The sequence below is a fragment of the Streptomyces coelicoflavus genome (assembly GCF_003112555.1).
GTDB lineage: Bacteria > Actinomycetota > Actinomycetes > Streptomycetales > Streptomycetaceae > Streptomyces > Streptomyces coelicoflavus.
Map to the genome: position 1 here is coordinate 421,776 of NZ_BEWB01000003.1, position 17,478 is coordinate 439,253.

General features: G+C 72.8%; 15 protein-coding genes and 1 pseudogene. 12 read left to right on the forward strand and 4 right to left on the reverse strand.

What is annotated here, in order from left to right:
- The first annotated feature begins 5 nt into the window (after positions 1–5).
- The 5 genes from kdpA (at position 6) to Sco07f_RS07120 (ending at position 6,763) form a co-directional block, all read left to right on the forward strand.
- Positions 6–1,670, forward strand: a complete 1,665-nt coding sequence (gene kdpA / locus Sco07f_RS07100; RefSeq protein WP_108987278.1) for a potassium-transporting ATPase subunit KdpA — start codon at positions 6–8, stop codon at positions 1,668–1,670.
- Positions 1,667–3,805, forward strand: a complete 2,139-nt coding sequence (gene kdpB, locus Sco07f_RS07105) for a potassium-transporting ATPase subunit KdpB (protein WP_108987279.1) — start codon at positions 1,667–1,669, stop codon at positions 3,803–3,805. The genes kdpA and kdpB overlap by 4 nt, the downstream gene beginning before the upstream one ends.
- Positions 3,806–3,810: 5 nt before the next feature.
- Positions 3,811–4,488 (forward strand): potassium-transporting ATPase subunit C, encoded by a 678-nt coding sequence (locus tag Sco07f_RS07110; RefSeq protein ID WP_108987280.1) that lies wholly within the window; start codon positions 3,811–3,813, stop codon positions 4,486–4,488.
- Between the two features lie 21 nt (positions 4,489–4,509).
- Positions 4,510–5,454 (forward strand): RNA polymerase sigma factor SigJ, encoded by a 945-nt coding sequence (sigJ, locus tag Sco07f_RS07115; RefSeq protein WP_108987281.1) that lies wholly within the window; start codon positions 4,510–4,512, stop codon positions 5,452–5,454.
- A gap of 112 nt (positions 5,455–5,566) precedes the next feature.
- A complete protein-coding gene (locus Sco07f_RS07120) occupies positions 5,567–6,763 on the forward strand; it encodes an NAD(P)/FAD-dependent oxidoreductase (RefSeq protein ID WP_108987282.1) in 1,197 nt (398 codons plus the stop codon).
- 13 nt (positions 6,764–6,776) lie between these two features.
- Here Sco07f_RS07120 and Sco07f_RS07125 read toward each other — a convergent pair whose 3' ends face one another.
- Complete coding sequence (locus Sco07f_RS07125) at positions 6,777–7,553, reverse strand: polysaccharide deacetylase family protein (protein WP_007451749.1); 777 nt, start codon at positions 7,551–7,553, stop codon at positions 6,777–6,779.
- Between the two features lie 146 nt (positions 7,554–7,699).
- Positions 7,700–9,253 carry a PH domain-containing protein gene (locus Sco07f_RS07130; protein WP_108987284.1) on the reverse strand — a complete coding sequence of 518 codons (1,554 nt, stop codon included), beginning with the start codon at positions 9,251–9,253 and terminating at the stop codon, positions 7,700–7,702.
- 167 nt (positions 9,254–9,420) lie between these two features.
- Here Sco07f_RS07130 and Sco07f_RS07135 point away from each other — a divergent pair, with 167 nt between their 5' ends.
- The 4 genes from Sco07f_RS07135 to Sco07f_RS07150 all read left to right on the forward strand — a co-directional run bounded on the left by Sco07f_RS07135 (position 9,421) and on the right by Sco07f_RS07150 (position 13,487).
- Positions 9,421–9,975: a SigE family RNA polymerase sigma factor gene (locus tag Sco07f_RS07135; RefSeq protein ID WP_108987285.1), complete on the forward strand. Its 555-nt coding sequence runs from the start codon at positions 9,421–9,423 to the stop codon at positions 9,973–9,975.
- Positions 9,968–10,546, forward strand: coding sequence for a hypothetical protein (locus tag Sco07f_RS07140; RefSeq protein WP_054103060.1), 579 nt, complete (start codon positions 9,968–9,970; stop codon positions 10,544–10,546). Before Sco07f_RS07135 ends, Sco07f_RS07140 begins: the two co-directional genes overlap by 8 nt.
- 152 nt (positions 10,547–10,698) lie before the next feature.
- Complete coding sequence (locus Sco07f_RS07145) at positions 10,699–11,265, forward strand: hypothetical protein (RefSeq protein WP_108987286.1); 567 nt, start codon at positions 10,699–10,701, stop codon at positions 11,263–11,265.
- Between the two features lie 161 nt (positions 11,266–11,426).
- Complete coding sequence (locus Sco07f_RS07150; protein ID WP_108987287.1) at positions 11,427–13,487, forward strand: flavin monoamine oxidase family protein; 2,061 nt, start codon at positions 11,427–11,429, stop codon at positions 13,485–13,487.
- Between the two features lie 48 nt (positions 13,488–13,535).
- On the opposite strand, the gene Sco07f_RS07155 is transcribed toward Sco07f_RS07150, so the two are convergent.
- On the reverse strand, positions 13,536–14,183 hold the full coding sequence (locus tag Sco07f_RS07155) for a dihydrofolate reductase family protein (RefSeq protein WP_007451701.1): 648 nt from the start codon (positions 14,181–14,183) through the stop codon (positions 13,536–13,538).
- Between the two features lie 455 nt (positions 14,184–14,638).
- Between Sco07f_RS07155 and Sco07f_RS07160 the strand changes: the two are divergent.
- Positions 14,639–15,400: pseudogene (locus tag Sco07f_RS07160) on the forward strand (MFS transporter); the annotation flags it as partial.
- A 148-nt stretch (positions 15,401–15,548) separates the two neighbouring features.
- Here Sco07f_RS07160 and Sco07f_RS07165 read toward each other — a convergent pair.
- Positions 15,549–16,520, reverse strand: a complete 972-nt coding sequence (locus Sco07f_RS07165; protein WP_108987288.1) for an SDR family NAD(P)-dependent oxidoreductase — start codon at positions 16,518–16,520, stop codon at positions 15,549–15,551.
- Positions 16,521–16,575: 55 nt separating this feature from the next.
- On the opposite strand from Sco07f_RS07165, the gene Sco07f_RS07170 reads away from it, so the two are divergent.
- Positions 16,576–16,998 carry a MerR family transcriptional regulator gene (locus Sco07f_RS07170; RefSeq protein ID WP_007453342.1) on the forward strand — a complete coding sequence of 141 codons (423 nt, stop codon included), beginning with the start codon at positions 16,576–16,578 and terminating at the stop codon, positions 16,996–16,998.
- Between the two features lie 77 nt (positions 16,999–17,075).
- Positions 17,076–17,426 carry a putative quinol monooxygenase gene (locus tag Sco07f_RS07175; protein ID WP_108987424.1) on the forward strand — a complete coding sequence of 117 codons (351 nt, stop codon included), beginning with the start codon at positions 17,076–17,078 and terminating at the stop codon, positions 17,424–17,426.
- The last annotated feature ends 52 nt before the right edge of the window (positions 17,427–17,478 follow it).

The window sequence follows — 17,478 nt, forward strand, 5'->3', positions numbered from 1 at the left end:
ACCGTATGAGCCCCGTCCTCTCCGGCGTGCTCCAGCTGCTCGCGCTCGTCGCCGCGCTGGCCCTCGCCCACATACCCCTCGGCAACCACATGGCCCGGGTCTACTCCTCCGGCACGCACTGGCGCGTGGAGAAGTGGATCTACAAGGGCATCGGCGCCGACCCGGACACGGAGATGCGCTGGCCCGCCTACCTGCGCGGCGTCCTCGCCTTCTCCCTCGCCGGTGTCCTTTTCCTCTACCTGCTCCAGCGGCTCCAGGGCGTCCTGCCCGGCTCGCTCGGCTTCGCCTCCATCGACCCGGACCAGGCGTTCAACACCGCCGCGTCCTTCGTCGCCAACACCAACTGGCAGTCGTACTACGGCGAGCAGGCGATGGGCCACGTCGTGCAGACCGCCGGTCTTGCCGTGCAGAACTTCGTCTCGGCGGCCGTCGGCATCGCCGTCGCCGTCGCCCTCGTGCGCGGCTTCGCGCGGTCCCGCACCGGTGAACTGGGCAACTTCTGGGCCGACCTGGTCCGCGGGGTCGTCCGCGTCCTGGTGCCGATCGCCGCGGTCGGCGCGGTGGTCCTGGTGGCCTGCGGGGTCATCCAGAACTTCTCCGGCATCCACGAGGTCGGCCAGTTCCTGGGCGCTCCGCAGCAGTGGAACGGGGGCGCGGTCGCCTCGCAGGAGGTCATCAAGGAGCTGGGCACCAACGGCGGCGGCTACTTCAATGCCAACTCCGCCCACCCCTTCGAGAACCCGACGCCGTTCACCAACCTGTTCGAGATCTTCCTGATCCTGCTGATCCCGGTCTCCCTGACCCGCACCTTCGGCGTCATGACCGGCTCGGTGCGCCAGGGCTACGCGATCCTCGGCACGATGGCCGCCATCTGGCTCTCCTTCGTCGCCCTGATGATGTGGACCGAGTTCGCCCACCACGGCCCCGCGTTGCAGGCGGCCGGCGGGGCGACGGAGGGCAAGGAGCTGCGTTTCGGGATCGGCGGTTCGTCGCTCTTCGCGGTGACCACGACCCTGACCTCGACCGGCGCCGTGGACTCCTTCCACTCCTCCTACACCGGCCTCGGCGGCGGCATCACCATGCTCGGCATGATGCTGGGCGAGATCGCGCCCGGCGGGGTCGGGTCCGGGCTCTACGGCATGCTGGTCATGGCGGTCGTCGCGGTGTTCGTCGCAGGGCTCATGGTCGGGCGTACGCCGGAGTACCTGGGCAAGAAGATCGGCACCCGCGAGATCAAGTTCGCCGCCTGCTACATCCTGATCACCCCGGCCCTGGTCCTGGTGTTCACGGCCGCGGCGCTGGCCCTGCCCACCCCGGGCGACTCGATGACCAACAGCGGGGCGCACGGCTTCTCCGAGATCCTGTACGCCTACACCTCCGCCTCGAACAACAACGGCTCGGCCTTCGCGGGCCTGAACGCCGACACCCAGTGGTTCAACACCACCCTCGGCCTCGCCATGCTGCTGGGCCGCTTCCTGCCGATGGTGTTCGTCCTGGCCCTCGCGGGCTCGCTGGCCCGGCAGCAGCCGGTTCCCGCCACCGCGGGCACGCTGCGCACCGAGAAGCCGCTCTTCGCCGGCCTCCTGGCCGGCGCCGTCCTGATCATCACCGGCCTGACCTACTTCCCGGCCCTCTCCCTGGGCCCGCTCGCGGAAGGGCTGGCGGCATGAACACCGACACGCAGAAGACCGACCCGCTGAACCAAGAGGACTCCATGTCCACAGCCACTGAGACCCGGGCGCCGCACGGCGACGCACCCTCCGGGCACCAGCCCGGTCAGGGCCGCGTCGGCGCGGGCCTCTTCGACCCGAAGCAGCTGGTCACGTCGCTGCCCGACGCGTTCCGCAAGCTCGACCCACGGGTGATGGTGAAGTCGCCCGTCATGTTCGTCGTCCTCGTCGGCTCCGTGCTGACCACCGCCTTCTCCTTCACGGACCCCGGCGACCGGTTCGGCTGGACGATCAGCGCCTGGCTCTGGCTGACCGTGCTCTTCGCCAACCTGGCGGAGGCGGTCGCCGAGGGCCGCGGCAAGGCCCAGGCCGACACCCTGCGCAAGGCCAGGACCGACACCGTCGCCCGCCGGGTCGACGGCACCACGGTCCCCGGTACCGGGCTCACGGTCGGCGACCTGGTCGTCTGCGAGGCCGGGGACGTCGTCCCCGGCGACGGCGACGTCGTCGAGGGCGTCGCCTCGGTCGACGAGTCGGCCATCACCGGCGAGTCGGCGCCCGTCATCCGCGAGTCCGGCGGCGACCGGTCCGCGGTCACCGGCGGGACCAAGGTCCTCTCCGACCGCATCGTCGTCAGGATCACCACGAAGCCGGGCGAGACCTTCATCGACCGGATGATCAACCTGGTCGAGGGAGCGGCCCGGCAGAAGACGCCGAACGAGATCGCGCTGAACATCCTGCTGGCCTCGCTGACCGTCGTCTTCCTGCTGGCCTGCGCCACCCTCCCGCCGTTCGCCGACTACGCGGGCACCCACCTGGACCTGGTCGTGCTGGTGGCCCTGCTGGTCTGCCTCATCCCCACCACGATCGGCGCCCTGCTCTCCGCCATCGGCATCGCGGGCATGGACCGCCTGGTGCAGCGCAACGTGCTGGCGATGTCGGGCCGCGCCGTCGAGGCCGCCGGCGACGTCTCCACGCTGCTCCTCGACAAGACCGGCACGATCACGCTGGGCAACCGGCAGGCCGCCGAGTTCGTGCCGGTGGGCGGCGTGACGGCGGCCGAGGTCGCCGACGCCGCCCAGCTCTCCTCCCTCGCCGACGAGACCCCCGAAGGCCGCTCGATCGTCGTCCTCGCCAAGGAGAAGTACGGCCTGCGCGAGCGGCAGCAGGGCGAGCTGACGGGCGCCGAGTGGATCGAGTTCACCGCCCAGACCCGCATGTCCGGCGTGGACGCCGACGGCCGCAAGGTCCGCAAGGGCGCGGCGGGTTCCGTCGTCGCCTGGGTCCGGGAGCGCGGCGGCCCGGTGTCCGAGGACGCGGACACGGCGGTCGAGCGCATCTCCGCGGCGGGCGGCACACCGCTGCTCGTCGCCGTCGAGGACGAGCGCGGCGCCCGCGTCCTCGGTGTCGTCCACCTCAAGGACGTCGTCAAGCAGGGCATGCGCGAGCGGTTCGACGAACTGCGCCGCATGGGCATCAAGACCGTCATGATCACGGGCGACAACCCGCTGACGGCCAGGGCGATCGCCGAAGAGGCGGGCGTCGACGACTACCTCGCGGAGGCCACGCCCGAGGACAAGATGGCCCTCATCAAGCGCGAGCAGGCCGGCGGCAAGCTGGTCGCGATGACCGGCGACGGCACCAACGACGCCCCCGCGCTGGCCCAGGCGGACGTCGGCGTGGCGATGAACACCGGCACGTCGGCCGCCAAGGAGGCCGGCAACATGGTCGACCTCGACTCCAACCCCACCAAGCTGATCGAGATCGTCGAGATCGGCAAGCAGTTGCTGATCACGCGCGGGGCGCTCACGACGTTCTCGATCGCCAACGACGTCGCCAAGTACTTCGCGATCATCCCGGCGCTCTTCGCGGCCGTCCACCCGGGCCTGGACAAGCTCAACATCATGGGCCTGTCCTCCCCGGACTCCGCGATCCTGTCCGCGGTGATCTTCAACGCGCTGATCATCGTCGTACTGGTCCCGCTCGCCCTGAAGGGCGTGCGCTACCGGCCGATGAGCGCCGACCGGATGCTGCGCCGCAACCTCGCCGTGTACGGACTGGGCGGTCTCGTCGCCCCGTTCGCCGGCATCAAGCTCATCGACCTGATCGTCTCGCTCGTCCCCGGGATCGGCTGACCGACATGAACACTTCCCTCACCAACGCCGCCCGGCTGTTCACGGCGGGCCTGCGCGCCCTGCTCGTCCTGACCGTGGTCACCGGCATCGTGTATCCGCTCGTCGTCACCGGCATCGCCCAGGGGCTGTTCCCCGGGAAGGCGAACGGCTCCGAGATCGAGGCGGACGGAAAGGTCGTCGGCTCCTCCCTCATCGGCCAGTCCTACAACCTGCCGCTGAAGGACGGCCAGGAGACCCCGGAGCCGGACCTGAAATGGTTCCAGGGCCGCCCGGCCAACGGCCTCGGCACCAACACCGTGAACACCCGGTACGAGCTGATCCTTTCCGGCGCCACCAACCGCTCCGCCGACAACCCGGAACTCCTCCGGTGGGTGAAGGACGCCAAGGCCGCCGTCGTCAAGGACAACTCCGTGCCAGGACACCCCGTGCGGCCCGAGGACGTGCCCGCCGACGCCGTCACCTCCTCCGGCTCCGGCCTGGACCCGGACATCTCCCCCGAGTACGCCGGTCTCCAGGTGCGCCGGGTCGCCGAACGCAACGGCCTGCCCGTCGCCCGGATACGGACGCTCGTCGACGAGCACACCACCCCGCGCACCCTCGGCTTCATCGGCGAGCCGCGGGTGAACGTCCTGGAGCTGAACGTCGCGCTCGGGGAACTGGTGGCGCGGGCGGCCGGGCACTGAGGCGCGGTTACAATCCGGGCCATGGCCCTGACCGTGAGCGACGTGGAACGGTTCGAGGCCTCCAGGCACCGCCTGGAGGCCCTCGCCTACCGCCTGCTCGGCTCGGCGAGCGAGGCGGAGGACGCCGTGCAGGAGACGTTCCTGCGCTGGCAGGCGGCCGACGTCGAGCGGATCGAGGTCCCCGAGGCCTGGCTGACCAAGGTCCTCACCAACCTGTGCCTCAACCAGCTCACCTCGGCCCGCGCACGGCGGGAGACCTACGTGGGCCAGTGGCTGCCCGAACCGCTGCTCGTCGGCGACCCCATGCTCGGCCCGGCGGAGACGGCCGAGCAGCGCGAGTCGGTCTCCCTCGCGGTCCTCGCCCTGCTGGAGCGGCTCTCACCGGGCGAGCGGGCCGTGTACGTCCTGCGCGAGGCGTTCGGATACGCGCACCGGGAGATCGCCGCGATCCTCGACATCACGGAGGACGCCAGCCAGCAGACCCTGCACCGGGCCAGGAAGCACGTCGCCCGGGGCCGGGCCCGTACACAGGTCGACGAGGCCGCCGCCCGGCGGATCGTCGAGGAGTTCCTCACGGCGGCCACCAGCGGCCGGACCGAACCCCTCGTGCGGCTGCTCACCCAGGACGCCGTGTCGATCGGCGACGGCGGCGGAAAGGTCCCCGCCCGCGCCAAGGCGTTCGAGGGCGCCCGCGCCGTGGCGACGTTCCTGCGGGGCCTGTTCAAGCCCGGCAAGGCCAAGCGGGCGCTGACCGGCGGCCCCGCCGAGATCCACGCGACCACCGCCAACGGCGACCCCGCCGTCGTGGCCGTCGTGCACGGCCGGGTCATCGGGATCATGTGCCTGGAGGTCACCGCCGAGGGGCTCGCGGGCTTCCGCAACCAGGTCAACCCCGACAAGCTCGAACGCGCCACCCGCCGGTGGGCGGCCACCGACCACGGGGAACCCCTGGTCCGCGCCTTCTGACCGGACTGTGGCGCGCGTCACTCCCCGCCCCTGTCAGGAATCGGCGAGCTGCCCGGTTCAAGGGGCGAGTCCCGCTGGAGAGCCTCAGCGGCCGCAGACAAGGGAGTACGTCATGCAGCACCCCACGCAGCACCGCATCGTCGTCCTGGGCGCCGGATACGCCGGAGCCGTCGCCGCCGGCCGTCTCGCCAGGCGGCTGCGCCCCCAGGACGCGGCCATCACCCTCGTCAACGCCGAGCCCCACTTCGTCGAACGGGTCAGGATGCACCAGCTCGCGACCGGCCAGGAGCTCAGGGCCCGGCCGCTGGACGAGATGTTCGCGAAGACCGGGGTCGAGGTGCGGATCGCGCAGGTCACCGGCGTGGACACCGACCGCAGGACCGTCTCCGTCACGGACCCGGACGGCACGGGCGAGCTGGCGTACGACACCCTCGTCTACGCCCTCGGCAGTGCCTGGGACCCGCAGGACGTCCCCGGCGCCGCGGAGCACGCCCACGAGATCGCCGGCCGCACCGGAGCGCTCCGGCTGCGCGAACGTCTGGCGGGGCTGGCGGCCGGCCGCACCGTGGTCGTCGTCGGCGGCGGGCTCACCGGCCTGGAGGCCGCGACCGAGATCGCCGAGGCCCGCCCGGACCTCGACGTGACGCTCACCGCCCGCGGCGAACTCGGCGACTGGCTCTCCCCCAAGGGCCGCCGCCACCTGCGGAAGGTCTTCCACACCCTGGGCATCACGGCCCGCGAGAACGCCGCCGTCACGGCCGTGGCCGCCGACCACGTCGTCACCGCCGACGGCACGTCCGTCCCGGCCGACGTCACGGTGTGGACCACCGGCTTCGCCGTCCAACCCCTGGCGAGGGCCACCACGCTGGACGTCACCGACACCGGCCGGATCGTGGTCGACGCGACCATGCGCTCGGTCTCCCACCCGGACGTCTACGCCGTCGGTGACGCGGCCCTGGCGGCGGGCCCCGGCGGCAAGCCGCTGCGGATGTCGTGCGCCTCGGGCGTCCCCACCGCCTGGCAGGCCGCCGACGCCGTCGCGGCCCGCCTGACCGGCGCGAAGCTGCCGAAGGTGACGCCGCGCTACTTCAACCAGTGCATCTCGCTGGGCCGCAGCCAGGGCCTGATCCAGTACGTCACCGCGGACGACCGCGCCGTGGGCGCGGCCCTGACCGGCCGGTTCGCCGCCCTCTACAAGGAACTCGTCTGCAAGTCCGCGGCCTGGGGCGTCGCCAACCCGACCCTCGGCGTCCCGACCCGCCGCCGCCCGGTCGCCCCCCGGACGCCGGAGCCGGCCCGGACGGTCTGAGCGGCCGTCGCGCTCAGCGCACCGGGAAACCGAAGTCGTACCCCTGCTCCTTCAGCCAGGGCAGGACCTGCCGCAGGGCCTCGACGGTCTGGGTGCGGTCGCCGCCGGCGTCGTGGAAGAGGATCGTCGGCCCGTTGGGCAGCTCCCGCCGGACGGTGGCGACGATGGCGTCCGTACCCGGCCGCTCGAAGTCCTTGGTGTCCACGTTCCAGCCCAGCGGGCGCATGCCCCGCGAGGCGGCGAGCTTGCGGCTGTAGGGGGTGAACGCCCCGCCGGGCGCCCGGTAGTACACCGGCCGCACACCCCCGGACGCCTCGGTGATCATGCGCTCGGCGTCGAGGATCTCCTTGGACTGGTACGCCTCGGACTTCTTGTCCATGGCGGTGTCGTGCGACACCGAGTGGTCGCACAGCCGGTGCCCGGCCGCGACGACGTCCTTCACGAGGTCCGGGTGCGCCTGCGCCTGGAGGCCCGTCATGCAGAAGGTGGCCTTCACGCCGTGTTCCTTCAGCAGGTCGAGCACCTGGGGCGTCCAGTTGGGGTCGGGGCCGTCGTCGATGGTGATGTTCACGCCGCGCGGCCCCGCGTCCGAGGCGTGCGCGATGCTGATGTCGACGGGCTTGGCGCCGCCGCCCGGCGTGGCCGACGCGGACGCCCGCGGTGTCGCGCCGCCGCCGACGGAGTCGGCCTGCGCGGTCCACACCGAGGCGCCGACGGCGAGCATCGTCACACCGAGCGCCGCCCCGACCACCTTGCCGTACCAGCCCCGCCCACCACCGTGCCGCGCCATGTCCGCCGCCCCGCCTTCGCCTAGTCCCTCGCCGCCCCCGCTCATGCCGGGGACCACATGACAGGACGGGTGAAAACGACCGGAGGATCCGTTCGTTACGGATCACGGACATTTCCGGGGGAGTTCTCGGACAACCCGACGCGGCGTCAGGCCCCGGAAGGCGTGGCCGCGGCAGACGCCCCGGCGGCGTCCAGTGCGTGCAGGATGCGGGCCAGGTCGGCCGGGGCCGCCGCGAGGCGGACCGGCTCGCCCGCGTCGTCGAGCTCGGCGACGTGCCAGCCGCGGGGCACGTTCTCGCCGTCGCCGCCGCGCAGGCGCCGTACGTCCCCGACGGTGAGCCGCCGCACCGGGATCGGCCTCGCCGCGAACCGCCCCGGGCCGGGGTGGGGGACGACGGCGGGCGGGCCGTCGCCGAGCACGACATGGGTGCCGAAGTGGTTCGGGTTGTAGTCGGTGCTCTCCAGGAAGCGGGCGGCCAGGAACACGTCCTCGCCGGCGGACTTCCCGGGCGGCGCCGCGGCCGGACGGGGCGGGCGGATCCGGGTCGCGCGCCAGGCCGGGACGAGGAGGACCAGCGTGCCGAGCGTCCCCGCGCCCGCCCACGCGAGGGGCCCGGCGGAGGCCGGCAGCCCCATGGGGTGGAGGTAGCAGAGCGGGAGCAGCCATACGGCCGTGACGGCCAGAACGCCCAGGAACGGCAGCACCGACGGCAGCACCTCGTCGTCGGGAAGCCGGCGTCCGCGCCGGTGCACCAGCACCCGGGCCCCCGGCCAGCCCGCGGCCAGGGCGAGCGCGGCCGCGACGACGGCCACCGAGCCGGCACTGGTGAAGTTCTCCCGCCAGACGTGGTGTTCCCCCGCGACGACTCTCACCTGGCCTCGCCACACGGTGAGTTCGACGGGGTCACCGGCCCGGAAGGCCTGGGCGCCGTCCCGGGAGACCGTGAGCCGGTCCAGCGGCCGGCCGTCGGCGAAGTACAGCCGGCTGGGCCGCTTCCCCCGGCCCACCTCGGTGCCCGCGACCACGGCGTCCAGGGTGGTCAGGCACTCACGGCGGTCGGCGGACGGCGTCCCGGCCGCGCACGGTACGGCCGACGTCCACGCCTCCTTCGTCGCCCCGGCCACCGGCACGAACCACGCGGCCAGGCCCGCGCCCGCGAGCAGCAGCACGCACAGGAACACGGGCACGGCGATCCCGCGCCCGGCGACGCGCTTCGAGATGACGACGAGATGGTCCGACTCGGGCCGCCCGTGACGACGGTGCAGCGCCCGCAGCGCGTCCAGCGTCGCGTCGAAGTCCGGCCGGTCGTCCCGGGACCCGGACACCGGCAGGGGCAGCCGCCGCGTCCGCCCGTCGCGCAGCAGTACGCCGACGCGGAAGTACTCCTCCCCGTGCCGCCCGTACTGGATGTGGACGCGCAGGTCGGCGATGTCGTCCCACGGCACGCTCCGGTGACGGCGCAGCAGCGAGCCGTACCGCACGCCGTACGCGCCGGCGCCCACCTCGAGGGTGACCCCGTGGAGGAAGGCGACGCCCACCAGAGCGGCCAGCAGCCCGCCGCCCACCCACCAGTCCACGAACGTGCCCGAGTACACCAGGCGCCCCGCGGCCAGGACGGCCCCGGCCGCGCCCACCCCGACGCACACCCACAGGGGCCGCCTGCGCGGGGAGCGGACGCTCACTTCCTGGCCGACGGTCATGCGCGCATGGTGCCACCGGCCGCGACGCCCCCGCCTGTACGGCATCCGGCAGTGTTCCGGCCCGCCAGGCTGCCGAGGACCGGTGCGAGGGCGGACCGGAGCCGACGACGCCGGCCGCTTGTACCGGAAGGCGGTCGGATGACACCGTGCAGCCCGACGGGGGAGACATGCGACCACCAGACGAACCGAGCACCGGCCGGGGTACGGACACGCACGAGTTCGACGCCTTCTACGCCGAGAGCGTCGGCCGGCTCATCGGTCACCTGTACGCGATGACGGGCGACCTCGCCGAGGCCCAGGACGTGGTCCAGGAGGCCTTCGCCCGGGCCTGGGAACGGCGGACCGAGCTGGACCTGAACGGTGCCCCCGAGGCGTGGGTGCGCACGGTGGCCTGGCGGCTGGCGGTCAGCCGGTGGCGGAAGGTGCGCACGGCGCTCGCCTTCGCCCGGCGCCAGGGCCCGCCGGCCGCCGTGCCGCCCCCGGAACCGCACCACGTGCTGCTGGTCCAGGCGCTGCGGCGGATACCCGAGGCGCAACGACGGGCCGTGGTGCTCCACCACCTGTGCGACCTGACGGTCGAGCAGGTGGCCGCCGAGGTCGGCAGTCCGGTGGGTACGGTCAAGGCGCAGCTGAGCCGGGGCCGGGCGGCGCTGGCCCGGCTGCTGTCCGACACCGAACTGGATCCGCGGACGAGCCGTCCGCCGGAGGTGCGACATGGCTGACAGGCTGGAGGAGTCCCTGGCGGACCTCGCCGAGTCGGGCCGCCGGCACGCGGTGCCGTCGGCCCCGGAGCGGATCCGGGCGCGCGGCGAGCAGCGCCTGCGCCGCAGGCGGGCCGCACTGGCGTCCGGCGGCGCGCTGCTGGCCGCGGCGGTGGCGCTGGGCGGCCTGTCGCTGGTCCGGGCCGCCCGGGACCCCGAGCCGCCCGCCGTCCTCCCGACGTCCGCCGCCTCGCCCTTCGTGCCGCCCACGCCCGCGCCGGGAGCGGAGTACGCCGAGGAACTGGCCTACGTGTACGGCGCGGTGGCGCGGGGCGACACGGTGCGGGTCACCGTCGAGCCGCTGCGTGCCGTGCGGGGCGGGGCGACGCCCACGGGCGAGGTGCACACGCTGACCCTGCCGCGGGGGACGCCGGTCGAGGCACGGCGGCTGTCCGGCGGGAAACCGGCGGACCTGCGGCTGGACGAGCTGCTGGACCGGCTGGCCGCCGGGCGGAAGTGGGCCTTCGCGATCGACTACGACGGCGAGGGCCGCGTGCACTCGCTGCGGGAGGCGTACTGGCTCGGCGACTGATCCCGCGGCAGCCGGACGGGTGCCGTGGAGGTGCCGGACGGGTCGCCGACGGCGGCGGACGAACAATTCGCCTCGGGATGCAACCCCCCGGGTGGGCCGGCGCGTAGAGAGTGCGTATCCAGAACGCACCACGTCCTTGGGGGGACTTCACCATGCGCGTCGCACACCGCCGGACCACCACCGTCCGCTGCCTCACCGCCCTCACCCTCGGCCTGCTGGCCCTCACCGGGTGCGGCGGACCGGACGACGGACCGGACGACGGGCAGGCCGCCACCGCCACTGCCACCGCCACCGCGTCCGTGACGTCGGCGCCGCCCGCCCCGTCGCCGGACGGGACGGCCCCGAGCAGCGGGCCGAGCGCCACCGCGGCCCGCTGGGCCGGCACCAAGCAGTTCGTGCAGATCGACGACGCCCGGACCGCCGACGGCCGGACCTACCTGTCGGTGCGGCCCGCCGAGAAGAAGCCCCACCCCCGGTTCGAGGCATGGGTGATCGTCCCGGGCGAGGGGCCGTACACCGAGGTGAGCATGACCGAGGACGCCCAGGTGCTCCTGTCGGTCCCGCTCGGCGACGCGAAGCACCCCGCCGCGTACACCCAGGACGAGTTCGTCGGCCGCCTGACGGCCCGGTCCTCCTCGGACCGCGCGCTGCTCGGCTTCGACCTGAGCTTCGACGGCCAGGGGCGGGTCACCAGGGTGCAGTCGCTGTACACGCCCTGATCCGCGGGTGCGGGCGCGGGCGCGGTCAGGTGCGGGAAGGGCAGGTCAGGTGAACCCCGGTACACCCTGTGGACCGGTTCGAGTGGTTTACCCGTCCCGTCCGTGTGAGCGCCCCGCCACGGTGCCGTTCCCGCGCCGAGGGGCATCAAGGGTGGGACGCGATGAACACTCAGAACGCGTACACCTCAGGCGCGAGCGCGTCGTCCGGCGGGTCTTCCCGCGCGACCGGCGAGGAGCAGCCCGCTTCCGGCGCTCACGGCACCCCGGCCCGGCCGCCCGCCCCCCGCCGGACCACGCCCTCGCGGCGTTCCGTGGTCACGGCGACCGGTGCCTCGGCGATCGCCGTCGGGCTCACCGCCGCCTCAGCCACCGCCGCGACCGCGCTCAGTCCCGCCACCGCGCCGGCGATCACGCCGGCCGCGGCGCCGCCCGGCACCGACCCCGAGGCGTACCGGACGGTCGCCCGCGCGGTCGTCGTCCACGACGCACACGACAAGCCCCTGGTCCCGTCCTACGTGAAGGCGGTCAACGACGGTCTGCCGGCCAGCCGGGGCAAGGGCACCAAGCGGGTCCTGGTCGTCGGGGCCGGTCCGGCGGGACTGCTCGCCGCCGACCTGCTCAACCGCGCGGGCCACGACGTCGTCGTGATCGAGGCCAACGGCAACCGGGTCGGCGGCCGTATCAAGACCTTCCGCAAGGGCGGTCACGAGAAGGGCCGGCAGCCTTTCGCCGACCCCCGGCAGTACGCCGAGGCCGGCGCCATGCGGCTGCCGGAGAGCCACCCGCTCCTCATGGCCCTGCTCGAGAAGTTCGACCTGCCCCGCCAGGAGTTCTACCTGGTCGACGTCGACCCCGACGACCCGGCGAAGAAGACCAACCGCACCTGGATCCACGTCAACGGCGTCCACGAGCGGCGCGCCGACTACGACAGGAACCCGGAACGGGTCAACGACACCTTCGGCGTCACCGGCGCCAACCGCGGGAAGACCGCCGCCGCCATCCTCGCGGACGCCCTCGCCCCCGTGCACCGGCTCATCCGCGGCAAGGAGGGCACGGCACTCGTCGACGGCTGGACCGAGGTGCTCGAGAAGTACGGGCACTGGTCCATGTACCGCTACCTCACCGAAGCCGCCGGTCTCGACACGAGGACCATCGACCTCGTCGGGACCATCCAGAACCTGACCTCGCGACTGCACCTCTCCTTCCTGCACAGCTTCCTGTCCAGCGCGCTGATCGACCCCAAGACCAGGTTCTGGGAGATCAAGGGCGGCACCGCGCTGCTCGCCGACGCCATGTACGCGCCGGTGAAGGGGAAGGTACGGCTGGACCGGCGGGCCGTACGCATCGAACGCACCGGCGGCAAGGTACGGGTGCACACCGTCTCCGAGGACTGCCAGACGGGCAAGGGGGGCACCACGGAGGTCTTCGAGGGGGACGAGGCGATCGTCACCGTTCCCTTCTCCGGACTGCGGCACGTCGCCTTCGACCCCCCGCTGTCGTACGGCAAGCGCCGGGCCGTCACGGAGCTGCACTACGACGCCGCGACCAAGGTGCTGCTGGAGTTCTCCCGCCGCTGGTGGGAGATGACCGAGGAGCAGTGGAAGGAGGCCCTCGACGGCATCGAGGACGGCCTCTACGACAAGTACCGGGCGGGCAAGGTCACGGACGCCCGGCACCTCGGCGCACACAAGTCCGTGCGGGCCCTGGGGGTGACGGTCCCCGACGCCTACAAGCACTGCTTCGCCGCGTTCCGGCCCGCCGGGGAGGGCGAGGTCGAGGCCGCGCACGTCCGAGGCGGCGGGTCCGTCAGCGACAACGCCAACCGCTTCATGTACTTCGAGCACGCCCACCCCATGGAGGGCAGCGACGGCGGCATCGTGCTGGCCTCCTACAGCTGGTCCGACGACGCCCTCAAGTGGGACGCCTACGCCGACGAGGAGCGCTGTCTGCGCGCCCTCGCCGGAGTGCAGGCCGTCTTCGGCCGCCGGTGCGAGGTCTTCTTCACCACCAAGTGCCGGACCCAGTCGTGGATGCGCGACCACTACGCCTACGGCGAGGCGTCCGTGCTCTTCCCCGGCCAGCACACGGAGCTGTTCCCGGACATCCCCACGTCGGAAGGACCCCTGCACTTCGCGGGCGACCACACCTCGATCAAACCCGCCTGGATCGAGGGCGCCCTCGAATCAGCCGTCCGGACCGCCCTGAAGGTGCACACGGGCTGACGTCCCCCTGCCGGCACGGCGCTCGCGGAACTCCGCAGCGCCGTGCCGTCATCGACGCCAGAAGAGGTGGTGCGTCACGCCGCTCGGGCTGGGCACGACCTCCATGTGGTACCGGTCCAGCAGCTGCTCGGGCGAGTCCCACAGGCGCAGCCCGGACCCGAGCGTCACCGGCGCGACGGCCACGTGCAGGGTGTCGACGAGGCCGGCGTCGAGGAACTCCCGGACGGTGCTCACACCGCCGCCGAGCCGGACGTCCTTGCCCTGCGCGGCCTCCCGCGCCTGCGCGAGCACGGTGGCGGGTTCGCCGTCCACGAAGTGGAACGTGGTGTCGGAGAGCGTGAACGACGGACGCGCGTGGTGGGTCAGAACGAACACCGGCGTGTGGAACGGCGGCTCGTCACCCCACCAGCCCTGCCACTCGTGGTCCTGCCACGGGCCGCGCTGGGGCCCGAACTTGTTGCGGCCCATGATCTCGGCGCCGATGTTGTGGCTGAAGTCCCGCGTGAAGTAGTCGTCGAGGCCCCGGCTCCCGCCGGGCTCGGTGCGGCCCGGCCAGCCCGCCGTGGCGACGGCCCAGCCGTGCAGCTGCCCCGGATCGACGTCGCGGCCGAAGGGCCGCTCCAGGCTCTGGTCCTCTCCGGCGGCGACGCCGTCGCGCGAGACGGCGAAATTCTGTACGCGCAGTAGCTGGTCCATGCGTTCCCTCGTCCGGTCCTGTTGGTTCCTGGCGATGCGTCCTGCATCAAGATGTCGAACGGGACCCGACGGGATCGACACCGACGCGCGAGTTCTTCCGGGATGGTTCGGCCTGTTGTTCAACGGGGTGAACAACCAGGTCAACCGCTCACCGAATCCGCCCCGCGGGCCGCCTGCCGGTGGCCGTCCGGGATCCGCGACGCCCGCGCCCGCGCGTGTGCCGCCTCCGGCGACAGCGCCGCCCCCTTCGTGAAGGCGTCCGCGAAGGCCGCCGCCCCCAGCGCGGCGGTCGCCGCGGCGGTGGTGCGGCCGACGTCCAGTCGCTCCGCGGGCGGGAGCGGCGCGCCCGTGGCGGCGCGCGCGGCGGACGCGGCGCCGAGGAGGAGCGCCGCGGTCCCGGGGCCGTCCGCGAGGGCGTGAGCGGCGGCGAGGCCCTCCAGGGCCAGGGCGACCGCCCGGTGTCGTTCATGCTCTCCGCACTGCTCGTCCGCACGCTGCCCGCCATGCCCCGGCCCGCGCCGGAGGTCCGCGAGTCGCTGATCCGGCAGGCGCAGGCCGGGGCCTCGTACGTCTTCCGGGACCGGCTGCTGCTCGGCCTGGCGCTCCGCCCCGCGGTCGGGAACATCGCCTTCGCCGTGGAGACCGTCCTCGCCCTCTTCGCCCACGACCGCCTCGGCATCGACACCTACGGCTTCGGCCTGCTCCTCACAGCGGAGGCCACCGGCGGCCTGCTCGGGGCAGGCATCGCCTCCCACCTCGGCCGACGACTCGGCACCGGCACCGCACTGACCTGCACAGCAGCCCTCGAAGGGCTTGCCGTCCTGGCCCTGGCCGCTGCCCCGAACCCGTACGTGGCCGGGCTGGCGCTCGCCGCCTGCGGAGCCGGCATGGGCGCCACGATGGTGCTCGGCCCCTCCCTCCGGCAGGCAATCGTCCCGGCCCACCTCATGGGCCGGGCCGCCTCCACCTCCCGCATGCTGGCCATGTGCGCCGCCCCCATCGGGGCCTTCCTCGGCGGCTGGCTCGCCACCACCCACGACATCCGCACCCCGCTCTACGCCGCCGCCGGCCTCCTCCTGGCGATGACGGCCGTCACGGCATCCATGACCAGCAACCGCCGCGTCGAAGCGGCGCTGCGGGCCGCCGCCCCGGCTGACGGTCCGGATCGCCCGGCATCCAGGAACCCCGCCGAGGAGAGTGCACCCGACGTGTTGTGACGCCTGCCGCGATGGCGCCACAACGACATCACGAGGTCAAGCAGTTCGATTCCCGGGCTCGCCCGGGTGGCTCCCCAAGTGGTGACCATCCGTACCGCCCTGCCCCTCCCCCCCTGGGCGGGCAGTGCGGCATCTGCAGAGCGTGGGTTCATCGGGTGATCGGCTTGGCGCCGGTCACGGCGACAGACAGGTCCCAGAACCGGGCGGCTTCCTCGGAGTCGACGGCGTACGTGCGTACGCCGCCGTCGTCCATGGCGGTGCCGGGGGCTGAAAGGCGGGCGACGTCGCAGTCCTCCAGGTAGAGCCCGCCGCGGCCGTCGAGGAGCGGGGACGTGGCGGCCCACAGGCCGGTGGCTGCCCCCTGGGAGGGAGTCTTGAAGTCCGCGCCGATCACGTTGCCGTGCGCGTCCACCCACCCGCGGTCGATCTGCTCCTGGAGTGTCATCTCCCGCTGGAGCCCGGTGATGATCTTGCCGGGGTGGAGGCTGAACGCCCGGACGTCGTCGCCTTGCCCGAGGGCGTCGAGGTGCACGGCGAACAGGGCGTTGGCGGTCTTGGCCTGGCCGTAGGCCAGCCACTGGTCGTAGCCGGTGCGGAAGTGCGGATCGTGCCAGCGGATGCCGGTCAAGGTGTGTCCGGCGGAGCTGTTCACCACGACGCGCGCGCCGCCTGCGGCGGCCAGGAGCGGGTAGAGCTCGCAGGCGAGGGTGAAGTGTCCGAAGTGGTTGGCGGTGAGCTGGCCCTCCCAGCCGGGCCCAACGCGCCGTTCCGGGGTGGCCATGACGCCGGCCACGGCCATCAGGAGGTCGAGCCGGTCGATACGGTTGCCGATGTGCGCGGCGGCTGAGTGGACGCTGTCGAGGTCGGTCAGGTCCATGGGGATGACCTCGCTGCCCTTCACCTCCTGGAGAGCGGCACGGGCGACGTGGGGGCGGCGGGCGGGAACGATGACCCGGGCCCCGGCGGTTGCCAGCGCCCGGGCGGTCTCCAGGCCGAGCCCGGAGTAGCCCCCGGTCACTACAGCGGTCATGCCGGAAAGGTCATGGCCGGCCACGACGTCCTCGGCGGTGGTGGCAGCGGAGAAGGGCGAGCCGAGCGGCTGCTGATCCGTAAGTGGCATGCCGCCGACGCTACGATCTGGAGCGAGGTCTAGATCAAGTCCCGGAGTGAGCGGCATGACAACCACCGAAGCCGCCGAGCAGCCGCTGAGCATCGGTGAGGTGGCCGAGCGGACCGGACTGAGCGTGCACGCTCTGCGCTTCTACGAGCGCGAGGGCCTGCTCGTCGGGCCCGTCCGGCGCACGTCGGGCGGCAGACGGCGCTACACCTCTTTCGACGTCGACTGGCTGCTGATCTGCGTCAAGCTCCGCGAATCCGGCATGCCGCTCGCCGACCTCAAGCACTTCGCCGAGCTGGTACGTCACGGGCCGGGCAACGAGGCAGAACGCCTGCGTCTGCTCGACGCCCATCGACAGCGCGTCGATGCACAGATCCAGGCACTGGAGGAGTGCCGATCCGTCATCACTTGGAAGGTCGGCGTCTACGCCGAGCACCTTGCGCGCGGCGAAGCCGGCGGGCTCTGGGACCCGACAGCCTGAGGCAAGCGTGGACAGCCGCCTCGTGTCTCCCGTTCCCGTGCGGCAGGGTGCCGGTTGCGTCGTCCGAAGGGGTGGCCATGATGGTGCCGCGTACCAGCGGCTCCGACGAAGGCGGCATGGACATGGCCTATGGCTACATCGGTTCGATGAGGACCCAGCCCGGCAAGCGCGACGACGTGGTTGCGATCCTGCTCTCCGGGGCCGACAGTCTCCGCGAGCTTGGCTGCAGAAGCTACGTGGTGGGCCTGGCCAACGATGAGCCGGACACGATCGTGGTCACGGAGGTTTTCGAATCGAAGGACCACCACGACGCGTCTCTGCGGCTGCCCGAAGCCAAGGAAGCGATCGCTGCCGCGATGCCCATGCTCACAGGCGAGTTCACCAGTCGCGAACTGGTTGTCGCCGGCGGCCTGGGCACTGGTGGCTGATGCATCACGGTGTGAGCCGGAGGGAGACGGCTGCGACATGGAGTGCGGCCCG